This is a genomic window from Nocardia takedensis NBRC 100417, assembly GCF_000308695.1.
GTDB classification, from domain to species: Bacteria; Actinomycetota; Actinomycetes; order Mycobacteriales; family Mycobacteriaceae; genus Nocardia; species Nocardia takedensis.
In genome coordinates this window covers 1-16068 of record NZ_BAGG01000030.1, presented here as the reverse complement: position 1 = coordinate 16068, position 16068 = coordinate 1, and the positions used below count along the sequence as shown (strand labels likewise).

General features: G+C 68.8%; 16 protein-coding genes, 3 pseudogenes and 1 riboswitch. Of the genes and pseudogenes, 9 read left to right on the top strand and 10 right to left on the bottom strand.

All coding sequences use genetic code 11. The features are described 5' to 3' along the window. Window positions 1–321 precede the first annotated feature (321 nt). Window positions 322–1290 carry a coiled-coil domain-containing protein gene (locus tag ON30_RS06630; RefSeq protein WP_245553958.1) on the top strand — a complete coding sequence of 323 codons (969 nt, stop codon included), beginning with the start codon at window positions 322–324 and terminating at the stop codon, window positions 1288–1290. Window positions 1291–1575: 285 nt separating this feature from the next. Here ON30_RS06630 and ON30_RS06625 read toward each other — a convergent pair whose 3' ends face one another. After that, window positions 1576–1863 carry a hypothetical protein gene (locus ON30_RS06625; protein ID WP_040704936.1) on the bottom strand — a complete coding sequence of 96 codons (288 nt, stop codon included), beginning with the start codon at window positions 1861–1863 and terminating at the stop codon, window positions 1576–1578. A 94-nt stretch (window positions 1864–1957) separates the two neighbouring features. Further along, window positions 1958–2803 carry a SigB/SigF/SigG family RNA polymerase sigma factor gene (locus tag ON30_RS06620; protein WP_040704935.1) on the bottom strand — a complete coding sequence of 282 codons (846 nt, stop codon included), beginning with the start codon at window positions 2801–2803 and terminating at the stop codon, window positions 1958–1960. A 285-nt stretch (window positions 2804–3088) separates the two neighbouring features. Here ON30_RS06620 and ON30_RS06615 point away from each other — a divergent pair, with 285 nt between their 5' ends. Then, entirely contained in the window at window positions 3089–3379 is a 291-nt protein-coding gene (locus tag ON30_RS06615) for an ANTAR domain-containing protein (RefSeq protein WP_051029003.1), read from the top strand. A 6-nt stretch (window positions 3380–3385) separates the two neighbouring features. On the opposite strand, the gene ON30_RS35920 is transcribed toward ON30_RS06615, so the two are convergent. The 5 genes and pseudogenes from ON30_RS35920 to ON30_RS06595 form a co-directional block, all read right to left on the bottom strand. Next, on the bottom strand, window positions 3386–3982 hold the full coding sequence (locus ON30_RS35920; protein ID WP_051029002.1) for a DUF6325 family protein: 597 nt from the start codon (window positions 3980–3982) through the stop codon (window positions 3386–3388). Between the two features lie 126 nt (window positions 3983–4108). Continuing rightward, a pseudogene (locus ON30_RS06605) lies at window positions 4109–4539 on the bottom strand (M24 family metallopeptidase); the annotation flags it as partial. Window positions 4540–4631: 92 nt separating this feature from the next. Beyond that, a pseudogene (locus ON30_RS42200) lies at window positions 4632–4721 on the bottom strand (VOC family protein); the annotation flags it as partial. Between the two features lie 118 nt (window positions 4722–4839). After that, a complete protein-coding gene (locus tag ON30_RS06600) occupies window positions 4840–5985 on the bottom strand; it encodes a hypothetical protein (protein ID WP_040704934.1) in 1146 nt (381 codons plus the stop codon). Next, window positions 5982–6923, bottom strand: a complete 942-nt coding sequence (locus ON30_RS06595) for a metal-dependent hydrolase (RefSeq protein ID WP_040704933.1) — start codon at window positions 6921–6923, stop codon at window positions 5982–5984. Before ON30_RS06595 ends, ON30_RS06600 begins: the two co-directional genes overlap by 4 nt. Before the next feature lie 143 nt (window positions 6924–7066). On the opposite strand from ON30_RS06595, the gene ON30_RS06590 reads away from it, so the two are divergent. Further along, entirely contained in the window at window positions 7067–7687 is a 621-nt protein-coding gene (locus tag ON30_RS06590; protein WP_040704931.1) for a TetR/AcrR family transcriptional regulator, read from the top strand. 7 nt (window positions 7688–7694) lie between these two features. On the opposite strand, the gene ON30_RS06585 is transcribed toward ON30_RS06590, so the two are convergent. After that, window positions 7695–8648: a GlxA family transcriptional regulator gene (locus ON30_RS06585; RefSeq protein ID WP_083911183.1), complete on the bottom strand. Its 954-nt coding sequence runs from the start codon at window positions 8646–8648 to the stop codon at window positions 7695–7697. A gap of 40 nt (window positions 8649–8688) precedes the next feature. On the opposite strand from ON30_RS06585, the gene ON30_RS35915 reads away from it, so the two are divergent. After that, window positions 8689–9195 (top strand): hypothetical protein, encoded by a 507-nt coding sequence (locus ON30_RS35915; protein ID WP_157183633.1) that lies wholly within the window; start codon window positions 8689–8691, stop codon window positions 9193–9195. Here ON30_RS35915 and ON30_RS06575 read toward each other — a convergent pair. Both ON30_RS06575 and ON30_RS06570 read right to left on the bottom strand, forming a co-directional pair. After that, complete coding sequence (locus ON30_RS06575; RefSeq protein ID WP_040704930.1) at window positions 9189–9614, bottom strand: tautomerase family protein; 426 nt, start codon at window positions 9612–9614, stop codon at window positions 9189–9191. The two genes, ON30_RS35915 and ON30_RS06575, sit on opposite strands and share 7 nt — an antisense overlap. Before the next feature lie 20 nt (window positions 9615–9634). Further along, on the bottom strand, window positions 9635–10336 hold the full coding sequence (locus ON30_RS06570; protein WP_040704929.1) for an SDR family oxidoreductase: 702 nt from the start codon (window positions 10334–10336) through the stop codon (window positions 9635–9637). Between the two features lie 87 nt (window positions 10337–10423). Here ON30_RS06570 and ON30_RS06565 point away from each other — a divergent pair, with 87 nt between their 5' ends. From ON30_RS06565 to ON30_RS06545, 5 genes and pseudogenes are all read left to right on the top strand, one after another. Next, window positions 10424–10918, top strand: a complete 495-nt coding sequence (locus ON30_RS06565; RefSeq protein ID WP_040704928.1) for a winged helix-turn-helix transcriptional regulator — start codon at window positions 10424–10426, stop codon at window positions 10916–10918. A 361-nt stretch (window positions 10919–11279) separates the two neighbouring features. Continuing rightward, window positions 11280–12782: a 2-methylcitrate dehydratase PrpD gene (gene prpD / locus ON30_RS06560; protein WP_040704927.1), complete on the top strand. Its 1503-nt coding sequence runs from the start codon at window positions 11280–11282 to the stop codon at window positions 12780–12782. Next, complete coding sequence (prpB, locus tag ON30_RS06555) at window positions 12782–13696, top strand: methylisocitrate lyase (RefSeq protein WP_040704925.1); 915 nt, start codon at window positions 12782–12784, stop codon at window positions 13694–13696. Before prpD ends, prpB begins: the two co-directional genes overlap by 1 nt. Continuing rightward, window positions 13696–14835 carry a bifunctional 2-methylcitrate synthase/citrate synthase gene (locus ON30_RS06550; protein ID WP_040704924.1) on the top strand — a complete coding sequence of 380 codons (1140 nt, stop codon included), beginning with the start codon at window positions 13696–13698 and terminating at the stop codon, window positions 14833–14835. The genes prpB and ON30_RS06550 overlap by 1 nt, the downstream gene beginning before the upstream one ends. 130 nt (window positions 14836–14965) lie before the next feature. Then, a riboswitch (cobalamin riboswitch) is annotated at window positions 14966–15190 on the top strand. 137 nt (window positions 15191–15327) lie between these two features. Beyond that, window positions 15328–16068 (top strand): annotated as a pseudogene (locus ON30_RS06545) (5-methyltetrahydropteroyltriglutamate--homocysteine S-methyltransferase); the annotation flags it as partial.

Genomic DNA, 16068 nt, shown 5'->3' with positions numbered 1-16068 from the left:
CTGCGGGGCTGCGGGGCTGCGGGGCTGCGGGGCTGCGGGGCTGCGGGGCTGCGGGGGCTGCGGGGCTGCGGGGCTGCGGGGCTGCGGGGCTGCGGGGCTGCGGGGCTGCGGGGCTGCGGGGCTGCGGGGCTGCGGGGGACTACGATCTGGCGGGTGTCGACCGTATGCAACTATCCCGGCTGTGCGCGACCCATCACGCGCGGCGGTGGTCCGGGACGCCCTTCGGAATACTGTGACCATCCCGAGCACACCCGGTGGCGCGCGTGGCGGGAACGGCAACGGCGGCAGCAGGAGTCGGAGGTCGGGGCGGAAACCGTCACTGTGACGCCCGGTCCGGTGACGGTGGCGCGGTTGCGCGCCGATGAACTGCTCACCCAGTTCCGCACGCTGGCCCAGCAGATCGGAACCAATCTCGACGCGGCGGTCGCCGAACTGTCCACCCTGGCCGACCCTTCTGTCGCCGAAGCGCAGGTGCAGGCCGTGCAAGCCGACGCCGCGCGCCGTATCGCCGACGCGGAGGTCGCGGTCGTAGCCGCGCAGCAGGCTCGCCGCGACGCCGAAACCGCCCGGGACGCCGCGGAATCGGTGGCCGAGGACGCTGTGAGCGCCGCCGAACAAGCCGAGGCCCGCACCGCCGAGGCCCGCGCCGAGCGCGAGGAGGTGGTGGCGGAGATGGAGCGGGTGAGCACCCGGGCGGCCACCGAGGTCTTCACCGCGCGCAGCGAAGCCGAGGCCGAGGTCCGCGCCGCCCGCGGTGCGGCCGCCGAGGACGTCGAACGGGCCCGCGTCCAGGCCGCCGAGGACATCGACGCCGCCCGCCGCAAGGCCGGGGCCGAGATCGAACAGGTCCGCCGCGAGACCGCCCAGCAACTGACCGCCGCCGCGGCCGAACGAGACCTCGCCGTGCAACGGGTCGCCGACGCCGAACGTTCCGTGTATCGCGCCGAACAGCTTGTCGCCGAACGCGATACCGCTCTCGCCGACCTCCGTGACGAACTGCGGCGCGTGCGTGCGGAATCGGACGCCGCGCGCGCCGAACTGCGTCAGGTGCGCGCCGAACTCGACAACGTCAGAACCGAACTGGCCGACCTGCGCCGCGACACCGCCGCCGAGACGGCCGCGCTGCGCGTCGACTCCGCGACCGCGCTGGATCGCGCTCGCGCCGAGGCTGCCGACCGGGTGCGGACGCTCGAGGATGCCAAGGCTCAGACTCTCGCCCGCGCGGAACGCGCCGAACGCCAACTGGACGCCCTCCTGGCCGAGCGCGCCGCTCCCAACTCCCGCTCCTGAGCGGGGCTTTCGGCGGTCCTCTCGGCCTCCGAGTGGCGAGGTCCGAGGGGTTACCTGCGCCGGGCGAGCCCGCCCCACGACTCCGCAGCGGAGGTCCGCGTGGTGACATGCGCATCCCCGGGTGAGCTGGTCAGGGTGCCGCGCGAAGGAGGTCCGCGTGAATGACATGGGCATCCGCAGGTGAGCTGGTCAGGGTGCCCCATGGTGGAGGGCGGCGTGATGACATGGACATCCGCGAGTGCTGACTACGGTGCCGCGTGTTCGAACGTGCGGCGGATCGCTCGCTCAGTCCTCGCGGTAAAGATCCGCGCGATGATGCAGGCGTTCGGCGAACGTGTCGGCCCACGCCTGCCCCACGGGTTCGTCGACGACGACCGGGACCCGCCTGCGACCCACCGCGACTTTGCGGTGGGTGGACTTGCTCGCGCCGGGCCGGGACTGCTGGGCCAGCAGACGTGTGTGCCAACAGAGGTAGTCGTGCAGGGACATGCCCGCACAGTCGGCGGCGTCCTGCAACAGTGCCCAGTCCTGTTCCTTCATGGTCACGGTGAACGTGACGTCCCTGGTCGCCATACCCGACCCTAGCCGTTCCCGGGCGCGCTCGCGCCCCAATGGATCTCGAAGATTCCGTGTCGCCGCGCCCCTCCGGTCGGGGGTCGGTATGCGCTCACCTGCTCGCCAGGTGGGCGTCGGACGATTCGCTGTCGGCGGCGGCGCGCAGGTCGGTGAGGATGCGGGCCAGCATGCGGGAGATGTGCATCTGCGACACGCCCAGGCGGGCCGCGATGTGGGCTTGGGATTCCTGTCGGTAGAAGCGCCAGTACAGGACCCGTTTGTCCGTGTCGGGCAGGGCCGCCAACAGGGGCGAGGCGACCATGGTCTGCACGGTGAGTTCGTACCCGTCGTCGTCGGCTCCGTAGGTTTCGGCCACCGTCGCGGAGGTGGCGAGGTCGTCGTTGTCGTGCGGGCCGGGATCGATGGGGTCGGTGCGGTAGGCGTTGCCCGCCAGCAGCGCCTGGGTCACCTCGGAGAAGTCCAGGTGCAGTTCGACGGCTATCTCGAGCGCGGTGGGCATGCGCCCGAGTTCCTGGGCCATGTGTTCGATGGTCGGACCGATCGTCTGCTGGATCTCCTTGGTCCGGCGCGGCACCCGCACCGCCCAGGTGTGATCACGGAAATGGCGACGGACCTCGCCCATCATCGTCGGCACCGCGTAGGCCAGGAACGAGTCGCCGCGCTGCGGGTTGTAGCGGTCGACCGCCAGCACGAGGCCCAGGCTCGCCACCTGGTGCAGGTCGTCGTAGGTTTCGCCGCGCCCGGCGAAACGGCGGGCGATGTGGTCGGCCAGTGGCAGGCAGCGGCGCATGATCCGCTCGCGGGTCGCGCGCCAGCGTGGGGTTCCGGGTGTCAGTTGTGCGAACTCCACCAGCAACGGGTGGATGTCGTCGTAGGAATCGGTGCCGCGTCGCCGTCGGTCGGCGGTGGTGGCACGGGTGGAGAGTGGAGAGTTCATGATCGACCTCCGTGCGAACCCAGGTTGCTCGGTCGGGGTGGCTAGTTCTCAACCGCGCCGATCGATGGGGGCCGCAGGCTCCAGTGTGGCACCGGCCCGCGCCCGCGTCAGTCCGATTTACGAAGGCGACACCGTTTGCGTGGCCGCGATGCGAACCCGTTACGCCACCTCGCCCGGTCGATTCGGCCGCACACCCAGCCGTATTCGGGGGATTCGAGTCGCAGTGACACTCGGTATCGGTGCGTCGTACTGCGTCGAATCCACGGGCGCGGGTAGCGCGACGGCATGGAGGAGGAACCACCGGCGCTCGACGAGGCCGCCGCTGCGGCTCTGCACCGAGTGATAGCCGCCCGGGAGGCGATCGAACAGGCCAAGGGGGCGGTCATGCTCGCCTACGGACTCGACGCCACCCAAGCCTTCGCGCTGCTGCGCGCGGCTTCCCAGGACAGCAACGTGAAGGTACGTCACCTGGCCGCCGAGGTGGTCACCGCGTTGCCGACGCTGGGCGCGGCGCAACCGCTGGAGACGATCCGAGCGCGACTGGATCGCCTGCTGTCGGGTTCGTCCGCTCCTTGACCGGCCTTAAATCGCCTCCGCGAGCAAGGGGACGGGGTGCGTGGGCGCGCGGTGGCACTGCTGATGCCGTGCGATGGCGTGCGCGGTCGACCCGCCCGCCCCCGCCAGAACGGTGAGCGGGGACGCGCTCAGCAGTCCCGCCGCGCCTGCCCTGGCCCCGCAGACCCGGGTGGGCGGGGGCGGTAGGAACGGGTCCGCGCATCGAGGGGGCGAGGACGTGATCCGGACGTGCAGGGCGAGGGTCCCGCCGCAGGACACGATCCCCGCGGTGAGTTCCGGTCGGGCCGGGTAGTGATAGACCAGCACGACCGCCGAGGTCGCGACGGGCATCGCGCCCGCCAGCACCCCGAGGTCGCGTTCGTTGAGCAGCCCGGGCGGTTGCACCCACAACCCGGTGAGATCGAACTCGTCGAACCGGTCACCGGGCTCGGCCTGTCTGAGGAAACCGTTCGCGTCCTTGGTCAAGCAGACCAGATCGTCGACCGCGGCGTGGCCGCCGTTGACGATCTCGAACAGCGCGGCACTGACCTGCCGGTCGACAGACGTCCCCGGGAAGGCCAACACGGCCAGTTCCACCGGGTCGTGATTCGAGGACTCGCTCACTCGACCACCATCGGCCCGCGCGCACCCGCGCCGCCTCACCCGTTGCGGGTGAGGCGGCATCGCGGAGGCCAGCGGAGTCGATATGCTCGGTGCCGCACCATGTTTCGTGAGTAATCGTCGTGCGGATCAGTCCGGCGGCCGCACATCGAGAAGCTGTTCGAAGAACCCGCCGAACCCCCCGCGCGGTCGACCAGGTGGATCTCCAGGATCCAATGGCAGGCGCGACCGGTCGGGTCCGGCCGCCGCATCGGCAGATCCGAACCCTCGGTGATGTAGGTGTCGACCTCGGTGCCCGAGATCCGCTTGTGCGGGAATTCGCCCACCAGGTGGCCCGCGATAGCCGCGCCGAACTCCCAGCCCAGTTCGGCGGCGCGTTCGACCACGGCGGCATACAACCGGCCGCCGGTGATGTCGGGATCGGTGTCGAAGCGGTCACGTCCCCACGACCACAGCGGCTCGAGGGCGTCGCGGATCGCGAGTTTCGCCGGGTCCGCGCCCAACACGTAGGTCCGGCCGAAGTCGGCTTCCCACGCGCCGAAGATGGGCCCGAAGTCCAGGGATCGACGCAGGCCGCCCACGAACCCCGCGACTCCGGCGGGCGCGTCCGCTCGTAGTCCTCCCACGTGTCGAATCCCTTGGGCAGCACCACTTCATAGCCCAGCACGCCACTCCAGAAGCGCGCGACCCGGATCGGTTCCGCGCAATCGAAAGTGACCTGAACCTGTTTGATCGTCCCCATCGCCTCACCCTATGCGCGGAGGTCGGATGAGGGGCGGGGTGGTCGACGGTCTCGTCCGTGCCGGGGTCGGCTACACGCCACGACAGGGTGCGCGCGCGGCGCACCCCGCGGGAGTCGGCTACGCGGTGACGGCGTCGGCGGGGGTGGGTTCCTCGGTGGGGGACGGGGCGGGCACCGTGAAGGTGGCGACCACGGCGGCGATCGCGACCGCGAAGCAGGCCACGGTGTACCAGAGGCTGCCGACGGGGTCGCCGTTGTCGGTGAGTCCGTTCTCGGCCCCGAAGTAGTCGGGCAGCGCGGTGACCCACAGCAGTGCCATCACCGCGAGGTAGACGATCGCGTACGCCTGCACGAATTTGTCGCGGTAGGGGGGAACGGTGGAGGTTCCGGCGCGCAGCGCCGACCATTGCCGCCACAGCAGCACCACCGCCACGACCGAGACGACGAGCAGTTCCGCCGCGTAGACGACGCCGCGGATCGTGTCGCCCGCGATGCCGAGGACGGTGGCGGGCAGCGGCAGGACGAAGGTGCCGACGGAGGCCAGCAGTCCGATCACCACGGTGCGGCCCACGAGTTGGCCGCCGGTGAAGCGGGTGCCCGCGTCGACGTGGCGGCCGACGAAGTACTGCACGCACAGCGCCAGCGACATCGGCCACAGCGCGGCGAACACGACCACGCTGGGGATCGGCACCGACTCGAAGAACGGTTGGTTGATCGGATTGTCCAGCGCCCATTCCCACCAGCGCAACTGCGGGCCGATGTGGTCGAAGATCTCGTAGAACGCGTGGTGCACGAAACCGACGCACACCGCGCCGAGCAGCACGCCGTAGCGCCGGAAGACGCCCAGGGAGCGCACGATCTCGAAGGCCAGCGTCGCCATCAGCGGGTAGATCGCGACGATGTAGAGCGGCAGACGCCCCCACAGGAAATCCACGGTGAACACGTTGTGGGCGAACATGGTGTCGACGTGTTCTTCGATGCCGAAGGCGGCCGGGAAGTACAGCGGGGGTTCGATGACGAACAGGTAGGCGGTCGCGCCGAACCACAGCACCAGGTTGGTGGGGTCGCCGTGGCGGCGCAGTCGCGCGATCGCGTAGATCAGCGCGAGGATCGAGCCGAGCACGATGGTCACCTCGAGCACCGGCAGCGTCCAGTTCTCCAGCGCGGCCGGGTTGCGGAATTCGACCAGTCCGCCCGCCTCCTCGCACGAGAAGCCCAGTCGGGTGGCGAGATCGGCGAAGGTGGGGGTGCACGAGGCGCTCATCGGGTCACCGCCTGCTGGGTGTCGTGGTTCTCGCGCGCGGTGTACCAGCGGGTGCAGTCGTAGCCCGCGTCGTAGCGCTCGAACCATTCGGCGGCCAGCGCGGGCAACTTCTCGTGCGAGGGATCGTGTTTGGGCATCTGACTGCGGAACACGCCGCCCAGCGCGGTGAGTTGTTCGCCGCGCGGGAGTCCGTCGAAGGCACGTGGCATGGGCCCCTTGGTCAGATACGGCGCGAAGAAGGTGAGCACCTTCTGCTTGGTGCGATGGGTGGCGAACATCGACAGCGAGTCGACCTGACGCTGTGCGAGCGGGACGTGCTGGTTGAATCCGGCGCAGGCGATCCTGATCACCTTCATCACGTGCGCGAAGATCGACGGCGCCATCCGCATGCGATAGATCTCATTGCCGACCAGCGCGTTGAACAGGATCAACGCGGAACTGCGGTGTTCGACCTCCTCGACGAAATGCCAGAGGAACAACGAAGCGACGCGGTCGTCACCGGGACGGAACAGCGCTTCCTCGTTGTCGAGCATGAGTTTGAACACCGGCGTGAAAGTGGCTTCCAGGTCGGCGGTGTAGGCCAGGCGGTAGTCGGTGGAGGTCGCCTCGGTGAGCAGGTCGAATTCGCCGATCACGGCGTCGATGGTGTTCTGCAGTCCCGGGTACTGCTTGATGAGCGCCTTGACGTGCTGACGGTGGGCGGTGGAGTGGTGGCCTTCCTGACGCATGAACGCCACGGCTTCGGCCGCCACCTCCGGATCGGTCATCACGGGCTTGAGCTGCATGATCAGCTTCACGATCATCTTCTCGAAGCCGACCGCCAGGAACGAGACGGCGTTGGACATGCTCGACCAGGCCGGATTCTGTGGGTTCCAGACGAACGGGACGTCCGCTTCTTCGAATCCGAAATCCATCTTTCGGGGCTGCAAGTGGGTCACGGTGCGGGTACCTCGTGGGGGAAGGGGGTCGGCCGTGCGCTGTGCTGAGCGCTACGAGAGCAACCATACACACAAACGTTCAGACGTATGATTACTTTCGCGTCGATCGCTGGAGCGCCGCGCGCACTGGTATTGTCCGATCGGTGGCGCGCAGACGCGGGTGGGGCGGAAGCCCGCCGACCGATGACGAGGACGCGCAGCGGCGCATCGTCGCCACCGCGGTCGAGTTGATCGGGGCGACCGGCGCGGCGATCAGCATCGCCGACGTCGCCGAAGCCCTCGGCGTCATCCGCCAGACCGTCTACCGCTATTTCCCCAGCGCCGAAGCGCTGATGACGGCGGCCGCGATCGCCTCGGTCGACGGCTTCCTGGACCGGTTGGCCGCCCACGTCGCGGGCCTGGACGACCCGGCCGAGGCGATGACCGAAGCCGTGCTCTACACACTCACCGAAGTGCGCCGAACTCCGCACCTGGGTCTGCTGCTGTCGAATTCCTATTCCGCCATCGACCCGGACAGTCTCACCTCGTTGCAGGCCAAGGAGTTCGGCATGACGATGATCCGCCGCTTCGACGTCGACTGGGTCCGCCACGGCTACGACGAACCGGCCCTGCGCGAACTGGTCGAATACGTACTGCGGACAATGCATTCGTTCTTCGTCTCGCCCGGCAACCCGCCGCGCACCCAGGACCAGTTGCGCGCCTACCTCCGACGCTGGCTGGGCTCCGCCGTCGCCGCCCAGGAGCAGTTCGCCTCGAACCGCTGACTCGGCCTCACGTCGAGCGGAAGGCTCCCGGCGGGCGACCGGTCGTGCGGCGCAGCAGTCGGTTCAGGGCGGAAGCGTCGGCGAGACCGACCGCGCGGGCGACCTCGCTGACGCCGCGGCGCGGATCGCGCAACAGATCCAGCGCCGCCTCGACCTTGATGCGCTGCGCGAATTGGATCGGGGCCATGCCGGTGCTCGCGTGGATGCGGCGCGACAAGGTCCGCGGGGAGACTCGGGCGGCCTCGGCGAGGTCGGCCAGGCGGATCGGTTCGGCGAGTCGGTCCAGGACGTGGCGTTCGACGGCGGCCAGATCCGGGTCCACGTCGCGATAGACCGCGCTGCGCCGGAACGGCGCCTGGGAATCGCGGGGCGACACCGCGATTCGGGCCGCTACCGCGCGAGCCACGGTCGCGCCCATCGTCTCGGTGACCACGGCCAGCAGCAGATCGACGTGTCCGAGCGCCGCGCCCGCCGTGATCGCCGGTCCGTCGTGGACCAGCATCCGGTCGGCGTCCACGCGACAGGTGGGGTAGCGGCGGGCGAACAGACCCGCCAGCCACCAAGTCGTGGTGACCTCGCGGCCGTCCAGCGCGCCCGCCTCGGCGGCGAGGAACGTGCCGGTACAGGACGCGACGATCCGCGACTCGCCCGCCGCGCGCAACCACCGGGTGGCGGCGACGACATCGGGATCGGCCAAGCGGCGTTCGATCTCGGTGGCCCCGGAACAGCCGATACCGGGAACCACGACCCACGGCCGGGCCGGACCCGTCTCGGACAAGGCCGTCGCGTGCACGGACAACCCGCCGCGCAACGCGATCGGACCGCCGTCGCCGCCGACGATGCGGATATCGACGGCGTGCTCCGCGGCGTGACCGCGGGTCAACGCTTCGGCCAAGTCGACCGTCGCCGCCACGCCCACCGGCCCCGAACCGGGCACGACCAGCAGGTCCAACGCCAACATCCGGCAAGAATAGCCAAGAATTTGTCTATTTTGCCACTTCATGCCGCGCCCGTCCGCCTCCTACGGTGAGCCCATGCCTTTCCTGCACATCCGCACCTCCGCGGGCGCGTTCACCCCCGCCGCCGCCGACACCTTGGTGGCCCGCTTGACCGAGGCGAGTTGGCGCGCGGAATCCATCCCGGACGACCCCGAGGTCCGACTGCGCTCGCTCGCCGTCCACGACGAGATCCCCGCGGGCGGCGTCTACGTCGGCGGATTGCACGGCGACCAACTGATCGCGCTGGTGCTGGTGGAATTCACCGCCTCCGACGGCGTGCTCGACGCAGCGCGCCGCGACCGCTTCGCCGCCGACCTCGAACTCGCCGCCCGCGAGACCGCCACCGGCCTCGACACCAGACGCCTGATCACCTCGGTCACCTTCGACGAGGTGCCGGAAGGACGATGGGGACGCGGCGGCCGCATCATCCGACTCCCGGAAATGGCCGCGGCGGCGGGATTCGAGCACCTGACCGACATCGCGGCCCGCCGAGTCGCGGCGGCTCAATAGGCGGAGGTGGAATTCTGGGCGGCCCAGAGCTTTTCGGTGTCGGAGCCGCCGGGCGGCGGGACCAACCCGTTGATCATCCAGAGGTCGGCGCTGGTCTCGTCGACGTGGAACTCCCAGTGCAGGTCGGCGTGCCTGGCCAGTTCGGGGGCGAGGATGTCCTTGATCCAGCGGGCGGTGCGGCGGCGGGCTTCCTGGTCGGGGTTGCGGCGGGCGATGTGGTCGATGGTGATTCGGACGCCGACCGGGGTCGGTTCGCCGCCCACGTAGAAGTCCTCGCTCGCGGTTTCGTGGAACAGGGTGATGACATAGAAGCGGGGGAGTCCGATCTGTTCGTAGTGATCGGTGATCCGGGCGGCGACGCGGTGCTTGTCCTCGGCGGTGAGCAGGCCGGGCGAGTGGTGGATCGTCCACAGGGGCATGATGATTCGTCTCTCTCGGTTCAGCCCGCGGCGGAGAAGCTCAGGTGTTCCACGGGGCCGGACAGTGCCGCTTTGACCGTGACGGTGACCTCGTCGGCGAGCACCTCGGCCCGGTCGGCCTCGAGTCCGTCCAGAATGCGGGCGGCGATGGCGGCGGGACTGGTCTTGGGGCGGTCGATGGCCGAGACCATGTCGGTGTCGATGAAGCCCGCGTGCACGCCGACGACCGCGGTGTGCTGGGCGGCGAGTTCGAGTCGCAGCGAATTCGTCAGCGACCACGCCGCCGCCTTGGACGCGCCGTAGGCGCCGCTGCCCGCCAGCCACGACAGCACCGAGTGCATGTTCACCAGCGCGCCGCCGCCGTGCGCGGCCAGGATCGGCGCGAACGCGCGGGCGACCCGCAGCGGGCCGAAGACGTTGACCTCGAACGTCTCGGCGATGTCGGCGAATTCGCCGTTCAGCAAGGTGGCGGGCAGTAGTACGCCCGCGTTGTTGAAGACGATCTCGGCGTCGGCGGCGATCTCGGCCAGCGCGGCGACCGAGTCGGCGGAGCGTACGTCGAGCGGGACGGTGACGACCCGCGGTCGATCGTCGGCGTAGGCCGTGCGGGCGGTGGAGTACACCTTGCTCACGCCCCGGGCCAGCAGTTCGTCCACTATCGCCGCGCCGAGACCGCGACGGCCTCCGGTCACCACGGCGACCTTGTTCGCTACGGATACCACAGCCTACCTCCCTCTGGATAACGATGTCGTTAGTTAGAGGAAACCATGCCGCACCTGGGTAACGCAAGCATTAGTTATGATGGTCGCGTGGAGTTCGAGGAGCGACTACGAGACCGGGACGCCTGGTCCATCGGCGACGGCTGTTCGGCGCAGCGGGTCCTGGACCTGCTCGCGACCAGGACCGTCTTCCTGGTGGTCCGCGAATGCTTCTACGGCACGACCCGATTCGAGGATTTCGCCGCCCGCATCGGCGCCTCGGCTCCAGCGATCTCCCGTGCCCTCAAACAACTCGAGTCCGCGGGAATCCTCACCCGCGTCCCCTACAAGGAACCCGGCAGTCGCGCCCGCGACGAATACCGGCTCACCGACGCGGGCGAGGATCTGCTCCCGGTCTTCCTGTCGATGGTGCAGTGGGGCGACAAATACCTCCAGGACGGTCGCCCGCCCCTGACCTTCGTCGAATCCGACACCGGACGGCCGGTGCGCGTCCGGGTCAGCGCCGACCAGGTGGCCGAAACCACCTCCGACGACATCGGGATCCGACTGAACCCCGCCTGGCGGCGAAGCGGCGTCGACCGCTGACTCTCGCGCGTCGTCGCGCGGCAAGAACGGAATCGCTCCGCCCCTTTCGATGAGCACGTATTCGAGGAAAGGTCGATTCCGGGAATGAATTCACCGCCTTCCGGTAATTCCGGACAATGCGTCGGATTGTCTTCCTCTGTGAGTGCTGTTCGCCGTAAGTAGTTGACGGGCAGACTGTTTCGCAGTCCGTTCGCCACGTGAGCGGTGCGCTCGACCGGTTCGGGAATTTCGCAGAGCACGCAGATTCGCACGATCTTCTCCGCAAAAATTCACCGTCTGCGACGTGTTCTCCGACGCGGTCGCCACTCGGTACTGTGCGAATTCGAGTGAGAGAAAACGACGTCTTTGGAGGGCACCGACCGTGAAGAACCATCTTGTCCGCACCCACCGCTCGGCCGAGCGCTTTCCCCGGGAGGAGCACCTGGCGTGGCGGATCGCCGAGGTGGCCGCGGACCCGGTGGCGGTCGAGCCCGCGGTCGAGGAGATGATCGTCAACCGGATCATCGACAACGCCGCCGTGGCCGCCGCGTCGGTGATCCGTCGTCCGGTCGCCAACGCCCGCGCCCAGGCCCTGCGGCACCCGTACGAGCCGGGGTCGACGGTGTTCGGCGTGCCGGGCCGGTTCTCCCCGGAGTGGGCCGCGTGGGCCAACGGCGTGGCCGTGCGCGAACTGGACTTCCACGACACCTTCCTGGCCGCGGAATACTCCCACCCCGGTGACAACATCCCCTCGATCCTGGCGGTGGCCCAGCACACCGGACGTACCGGCGCCGACCTGATCCGCGGTCTGGCCACCGGCTACGAGATCCAGGTCGACCTGGTGCGGGCGATCTGCCTGCACGAACACAAGATCGACCACGTCGCCCACCTCGGTCCGTCGGCGGCGGCGGGGATCGGCACGCTGCTCGGTCTCGACGCCGAGACGATCTACCAGGCCGTCGGCCAGGCGCTGCACACCACGACCGCGACCCGCCAGTCCCGCAAGGGCGAGATCTCGAGCTGGAAGGCGTACGCGCCCGCCTTCGCCGGGAAGATGGCGGTGGAGGCCGTGGACCGCGCCCTGCGCGGCGAGGGCGCGCCCTCGCCGATCTGGGAGGGCGAGGACGGTGTGATCGCCTGGTTGCTGGGCGGCCCGGACGCCGAGTACTCGGTCCCGCTGCCCGGACCGGGCGAGCCCAAGCGCGGCATCCTCGACACCTACACCAAGGAACACTCCGCCGAGTACCAGTCCCAGGCCCCGATCGACCTGGCGCGGCGCCTGCGCGACCGGATCGGCGACCTCGAGCAGATCGCCTCGATCGTGCTGCACACCAGCCACCACACCCACGTGGTCATCGGCACCGGGTCGAACGACCCGCAGAAGTTCGATCCCACCGCCTCGCGCGAGACCCTCGACCACTCGGTCATGTACATCTTCGCGGTCGCCCTGCAGGACGGAACCTGGCACCACGAGCGGTCCTACGCGCCCGAACGCGCGCAGCGCCCGGACACGATCGAGCTGTGGAACAAGATCTCCACCACCGAGGACCCCGAGTGGACCCGTCGCTACCACTGCACAGACCCGAACGAGAAGGCGTTCGGCGCGCGCGCCGAGGTCACTCTGAAGAGCGGTGAGGTGATCGTGGACGAACTCGCGATCGCCGACGCGCATCCGCTGGGCGCGCGGCCCTTCGCCCGCGACCAGTACATCGCCAAATTCCGCACCCTCGCCGAAGGGGTGATCGATCCCGCCGAGCAGGACCGCTTCCTGGAAGTGGTCCAGCGCGCGGGCGAGCTGTCCGCGAAGGAGCTGTCGGAGCTCACTTTCACCGTCTCGTCGGATGTGCTCGCCCGCGCGCCCCAGTCGCCGAAGGGACTGTTCTGATGACGGGACTGCTCGCCGCGAACACCTCGGCCTCCGACAAGCGCAAGGCGTTGCGCGCGGGCCTGACCTCGGGGAAGATCCAGCGCATTCCGGGTGCGTTCAACCCGCTGGTCGCCAAGCTGATCCAGGAGATCGGGTTCGAGGGCGTCTACGTCTCGGGCGCGGTGGTCTCGGCGGACCTGGCGCTGCCCGACATCGGCCTGACGACGTTGACCGAGGTCGCCGAACGCGGTCGCCAGATCGCGCGGGTGACGGATCTGCCGGTGCTCATCGACGCCGACACCGGTTTCGGCGAACCGATGAGCGCGGCGCGTACCGTGACGATTGTCGAGGACGCGGGTATCGCCGCGCTGCACCTCGAGGATCAGGTCAACCCGAAGCGTTGCGGTCACCTCGACGGCAAGGCCGTGGTGCCCGTCGAGGAGATGGTGCGTCGCCTGCGTGCGGCCGTCTCCGCCCGTCGTGACCCGGATTTCGTGATCTGCGCGCGCACCGACGCCGCCGGGATCGAGGGCATCGACGCCGCGATCGAGCGGGCCAAAGCCTACGCCGAGGCCGGCGCGGACCTGATCTTCACCGAAGCCCTGCACACCGTCGCCGACTTCGAGAAGTTCCGCGCCGCCGTGGACACCCCGCTGCTGGCGAATATGACCGAATTCGGCAAGTCCGAACTGATCCCGGCCGCGACGCTGGAGAAGGTCGGCGTCAACGCGGTCATCTATCCGGTCACCACCCTGCGGTTGGCGATGTTAGCCGCCGAGGTCGGTCTGCGCGAGATCTTCGCCGAGGGAACGCAATCCGGTCTGCTCGACAAGATGCAGCACCGGTCCCGGCTCTACGAACTCTTGCGGTACGAGCGCTACAACGAATTCGACTCCGAGATCTTCAATTTCACCCTGGGAAGGAACCAGTGATGACGGAGACTGTCACTGCGGAGACCGCGATACCGACCATCTACAAAGGTCTGGCAGGTGTGGTCGTCGACACCACCGCCGTCTCGAAGGTGGTGCCCGAGACGAACTCCCTGACCTACCGGGGCTACGCGGTGCAGGATCTGGCCGCACACTGTTCCTTCGAACAGGTCGCCTACCTGCTCTGGTACGGGGAGTTGCCGTCCCACGCCGAACTCGACCGGTTCCAGCAGCGCGAACGCGCCTCGCGCCGGGCGGATCGGTCGCTGCTGTCGCTGGTGGCGAAAATGCCCGACACCTGTCATCCGATGGATGTGGTGCGCACGGCCATCAGCTTCCTCGGGGCCGAGGACCCGGCCGAGGACGACGCCGCGCCGAAAGCCAACCGCGAGAAGGCATTGCGCATGCTGGCGGTGCTGCCGACCATCGTGGCCGCCGATCATCGCCGCCGCCGCGGCCTCGAGCCGATCGCCCCGCATTCACACCTGGGGTACGCGGCGAATTTCCTGAACATGTGCTTCGGGACCGTCCCGTCCCGGGAACTGGTCGCGGCGTTCGAGGTGTCGCTGATCCTCTACGCCGAACATTCCTTCAACGCCTCCACGTTCGCCGCCCGCGTGGTCACCTCGACGCTGTCCGACATCTACAGCGCGGTCACCGCCGCGATCGGCGCGCTGAAAGGCCCGCTGCACGGCGGCGCCAACGAAGCGGTCATGCACCACATGCTCGAGATCGACGACCCCGCGCGGGCCGACCAGTGGCTGCGCGAGAAACTGGCGAACAAGCAGAAGGTGATGGGTTTCGGACACCGCGTCTACAAGAACGGCGACTCCCGGGTACCCACCATGAAGAAGGCATTCCTCGACATCGCCGCCGCCACCGACGGGCAGAAGTGGGTGCGGATGTACGACATCCTCGAACGCACCATGAACGAGGCCACCGGCATCCGGCCGAACCTCGACTTCCCCACGGGCCCCGCCTATTACCTGCTCGGATTCGACATAGAGGTGTTCACCCCGATCTTCGTGATGAGCCGCATCACCGGGTGGACCGCGCACATCATCGAACAGGGCGAATCCAACGCGCTGATCCGCCCGCTCAGCGAATACGTGGGCGTGCCGCAGCGCTCGGTCGTCGCCTAGCGGGCGCTTCGCCGGGACGCCGGAGGGCATAGGCCCACCTTTCGCGATCCGATCGGGGGTTGGCTATATTCGAGGGCGCAGCTGGTTCGCCGGAAGCGGAGTCGAGGAGCCCCTGATCCGTCCGAAGGCGTCGAAGTCCGATGGTGTTCGCACACCGTCGGATGAGAGGGAACCCGGTGGAATTCCGGGACTGTCCCGCAGCGGTGAGTGGGAACGACAGCCGTCACCCGCACTGGGCGCCCGCCTGGGAAGCGACGGTCGGTAGGACCAGCCCCGGGCCTCGAGCGCCGGGGTCGCCCCCCTTCTCGGGGTGATGCCCACGAGTCCGAAGACCTGCCCGTTGTATCGGATACGCCGTATCCGGTGGTCGTCGCCTCGTGGATTGGGCGCTACGCCGAGTGGACCCGGGCACGGGAACGATGCTGCATGGGCTCCATTCGTCGGGCGTTTCGTATGGGTGGCGGTCTTTCTCGCTGACCATGGAGCTCATCAATGTCGAACTCGCACAACACTTTCACCGCGACCGTGCTGGGACTTCCGCGCATCGGCCCCAACCGGGAACTCAAACGCGCCATCGAGTCCTACTGGGTCGGTCGCCTGGACGCCGACGGTCTGCACGCCGTCGCGTGGGATCTGCGCACCGCCCAGTTGACGGCGGCGCGTGACGCCGGACTGGATTCGGTCCCCGTGGGCACCTTCTCCTATTACGACCAGGTGCTCGACACCGCCGTGCTGCTGGGCGCGCTGCCCGAGCGGGTGGCGGGCATCGCCGACCAACTGGATCGCTACTTCGCGGCCGCGCGCGGCAACGCCGAGGTCGCTCCCCTGGAGATGACCAAGTGGTTCGACACCAACTACCACTACCTGGTGCCCGAACTCTCGGCCGACACCGCGTTCTCCCTGCATCCGGACAAGCCCTTGGCCGAATTGAAGGAGGCGCTGGCCCTCGGCGTGCCCGCGCGCCCGGTGGTCCTCGGCCCGATCACCTTCCTGAAGCTGGCCAAGTCGGTGGACGGCAGCGAACTGCTCGATCGTCTGCCGGACCTGCTGCCGCTCTACGAGCAGTTGCTGGGTCTGCTCGCCGAGGCGGGCGCGCAGTGGGTGCAGATCGATGAGCCGTCGCTGGTCACCGACCTGACCGAGGCCGAACTCGCCGCGGTGCGGACCACCTGTCAGCGGTTGTCGGAGCTCACCGCGCGTCCGTCGATCCTGGTGGCCGGGTACTTCGGCCGC

What these genes read in the sequence shown, in the direction of transcription:
- ON30_RS06625 (WP_040704936.1), bottom strand. Translation starts at nt 1,863, where the DNA reads ATGGCGACCAGGGACGTCACGTTCACCGTGACCATGAAGGAACAGGAC.
- ON30_RS06620 (WP_040704935.1), bottom strand. Translation starts at nt 2,803, where the DNA reads ATGAACTCTCCACTCTCCACCCGTGCCACCACCGCCGACCGACGGCGA.
- ON30_RS06615 (WP_051029003.1), top strand. Translation starts at nt 3,089, where the DNA reads ATGGAGGAGGAACCACCGGCGCTCGACGAGGCCGCCGCTGCGGCTCTG.
- ON30_RS06600 (WP_040704934.1), bottom strand. Translation starts at nt 5,985, where the DNA reads ATGAGCGCCTCGTGCACCCCCACCTTCGCCGATCTCGCCACCCGACTG.
- ON30_RS06585 (WP_083911183.1), bottom strand. Translation starts at nt 8,648, where the DNA reads ATGTTGGCGTTGGACCTGCTGGTCGTGCCCGGTTCGGGGCCGGTGGGC.
- ON30_RS35915 (WP_157183633.1), top strand. Translation starts at nt 8,689, where the DNA reads ATGCCGCGCCCGTCCGCCTCCTACGGTGAGCCCATGCCTTTCCTGCAC.
- ON30_RS06575 (WP_040704930.1), bottom strand. Translation starts at nt 9,614, where the DNA reads ATGCCCCTGTGGACGATCCACCACTCGCCCGGCCTGCTCACCGCCGAG.
- prpB (WP_040704925.1), top strand. Translation starts at nt 12,782, where the DNA reads ATGACGGGACTGCTCGCCGCGAACACCTCGGCCTCCGACAAGCGCAAG.
- ON30_RS06550 (WP_040704924.1), top strand. Translation starts at nt 13,696, where the DNA reads ATGACGGAGACTGTCACTGCGGAGACCGCGATACCGACCATCTACAAA.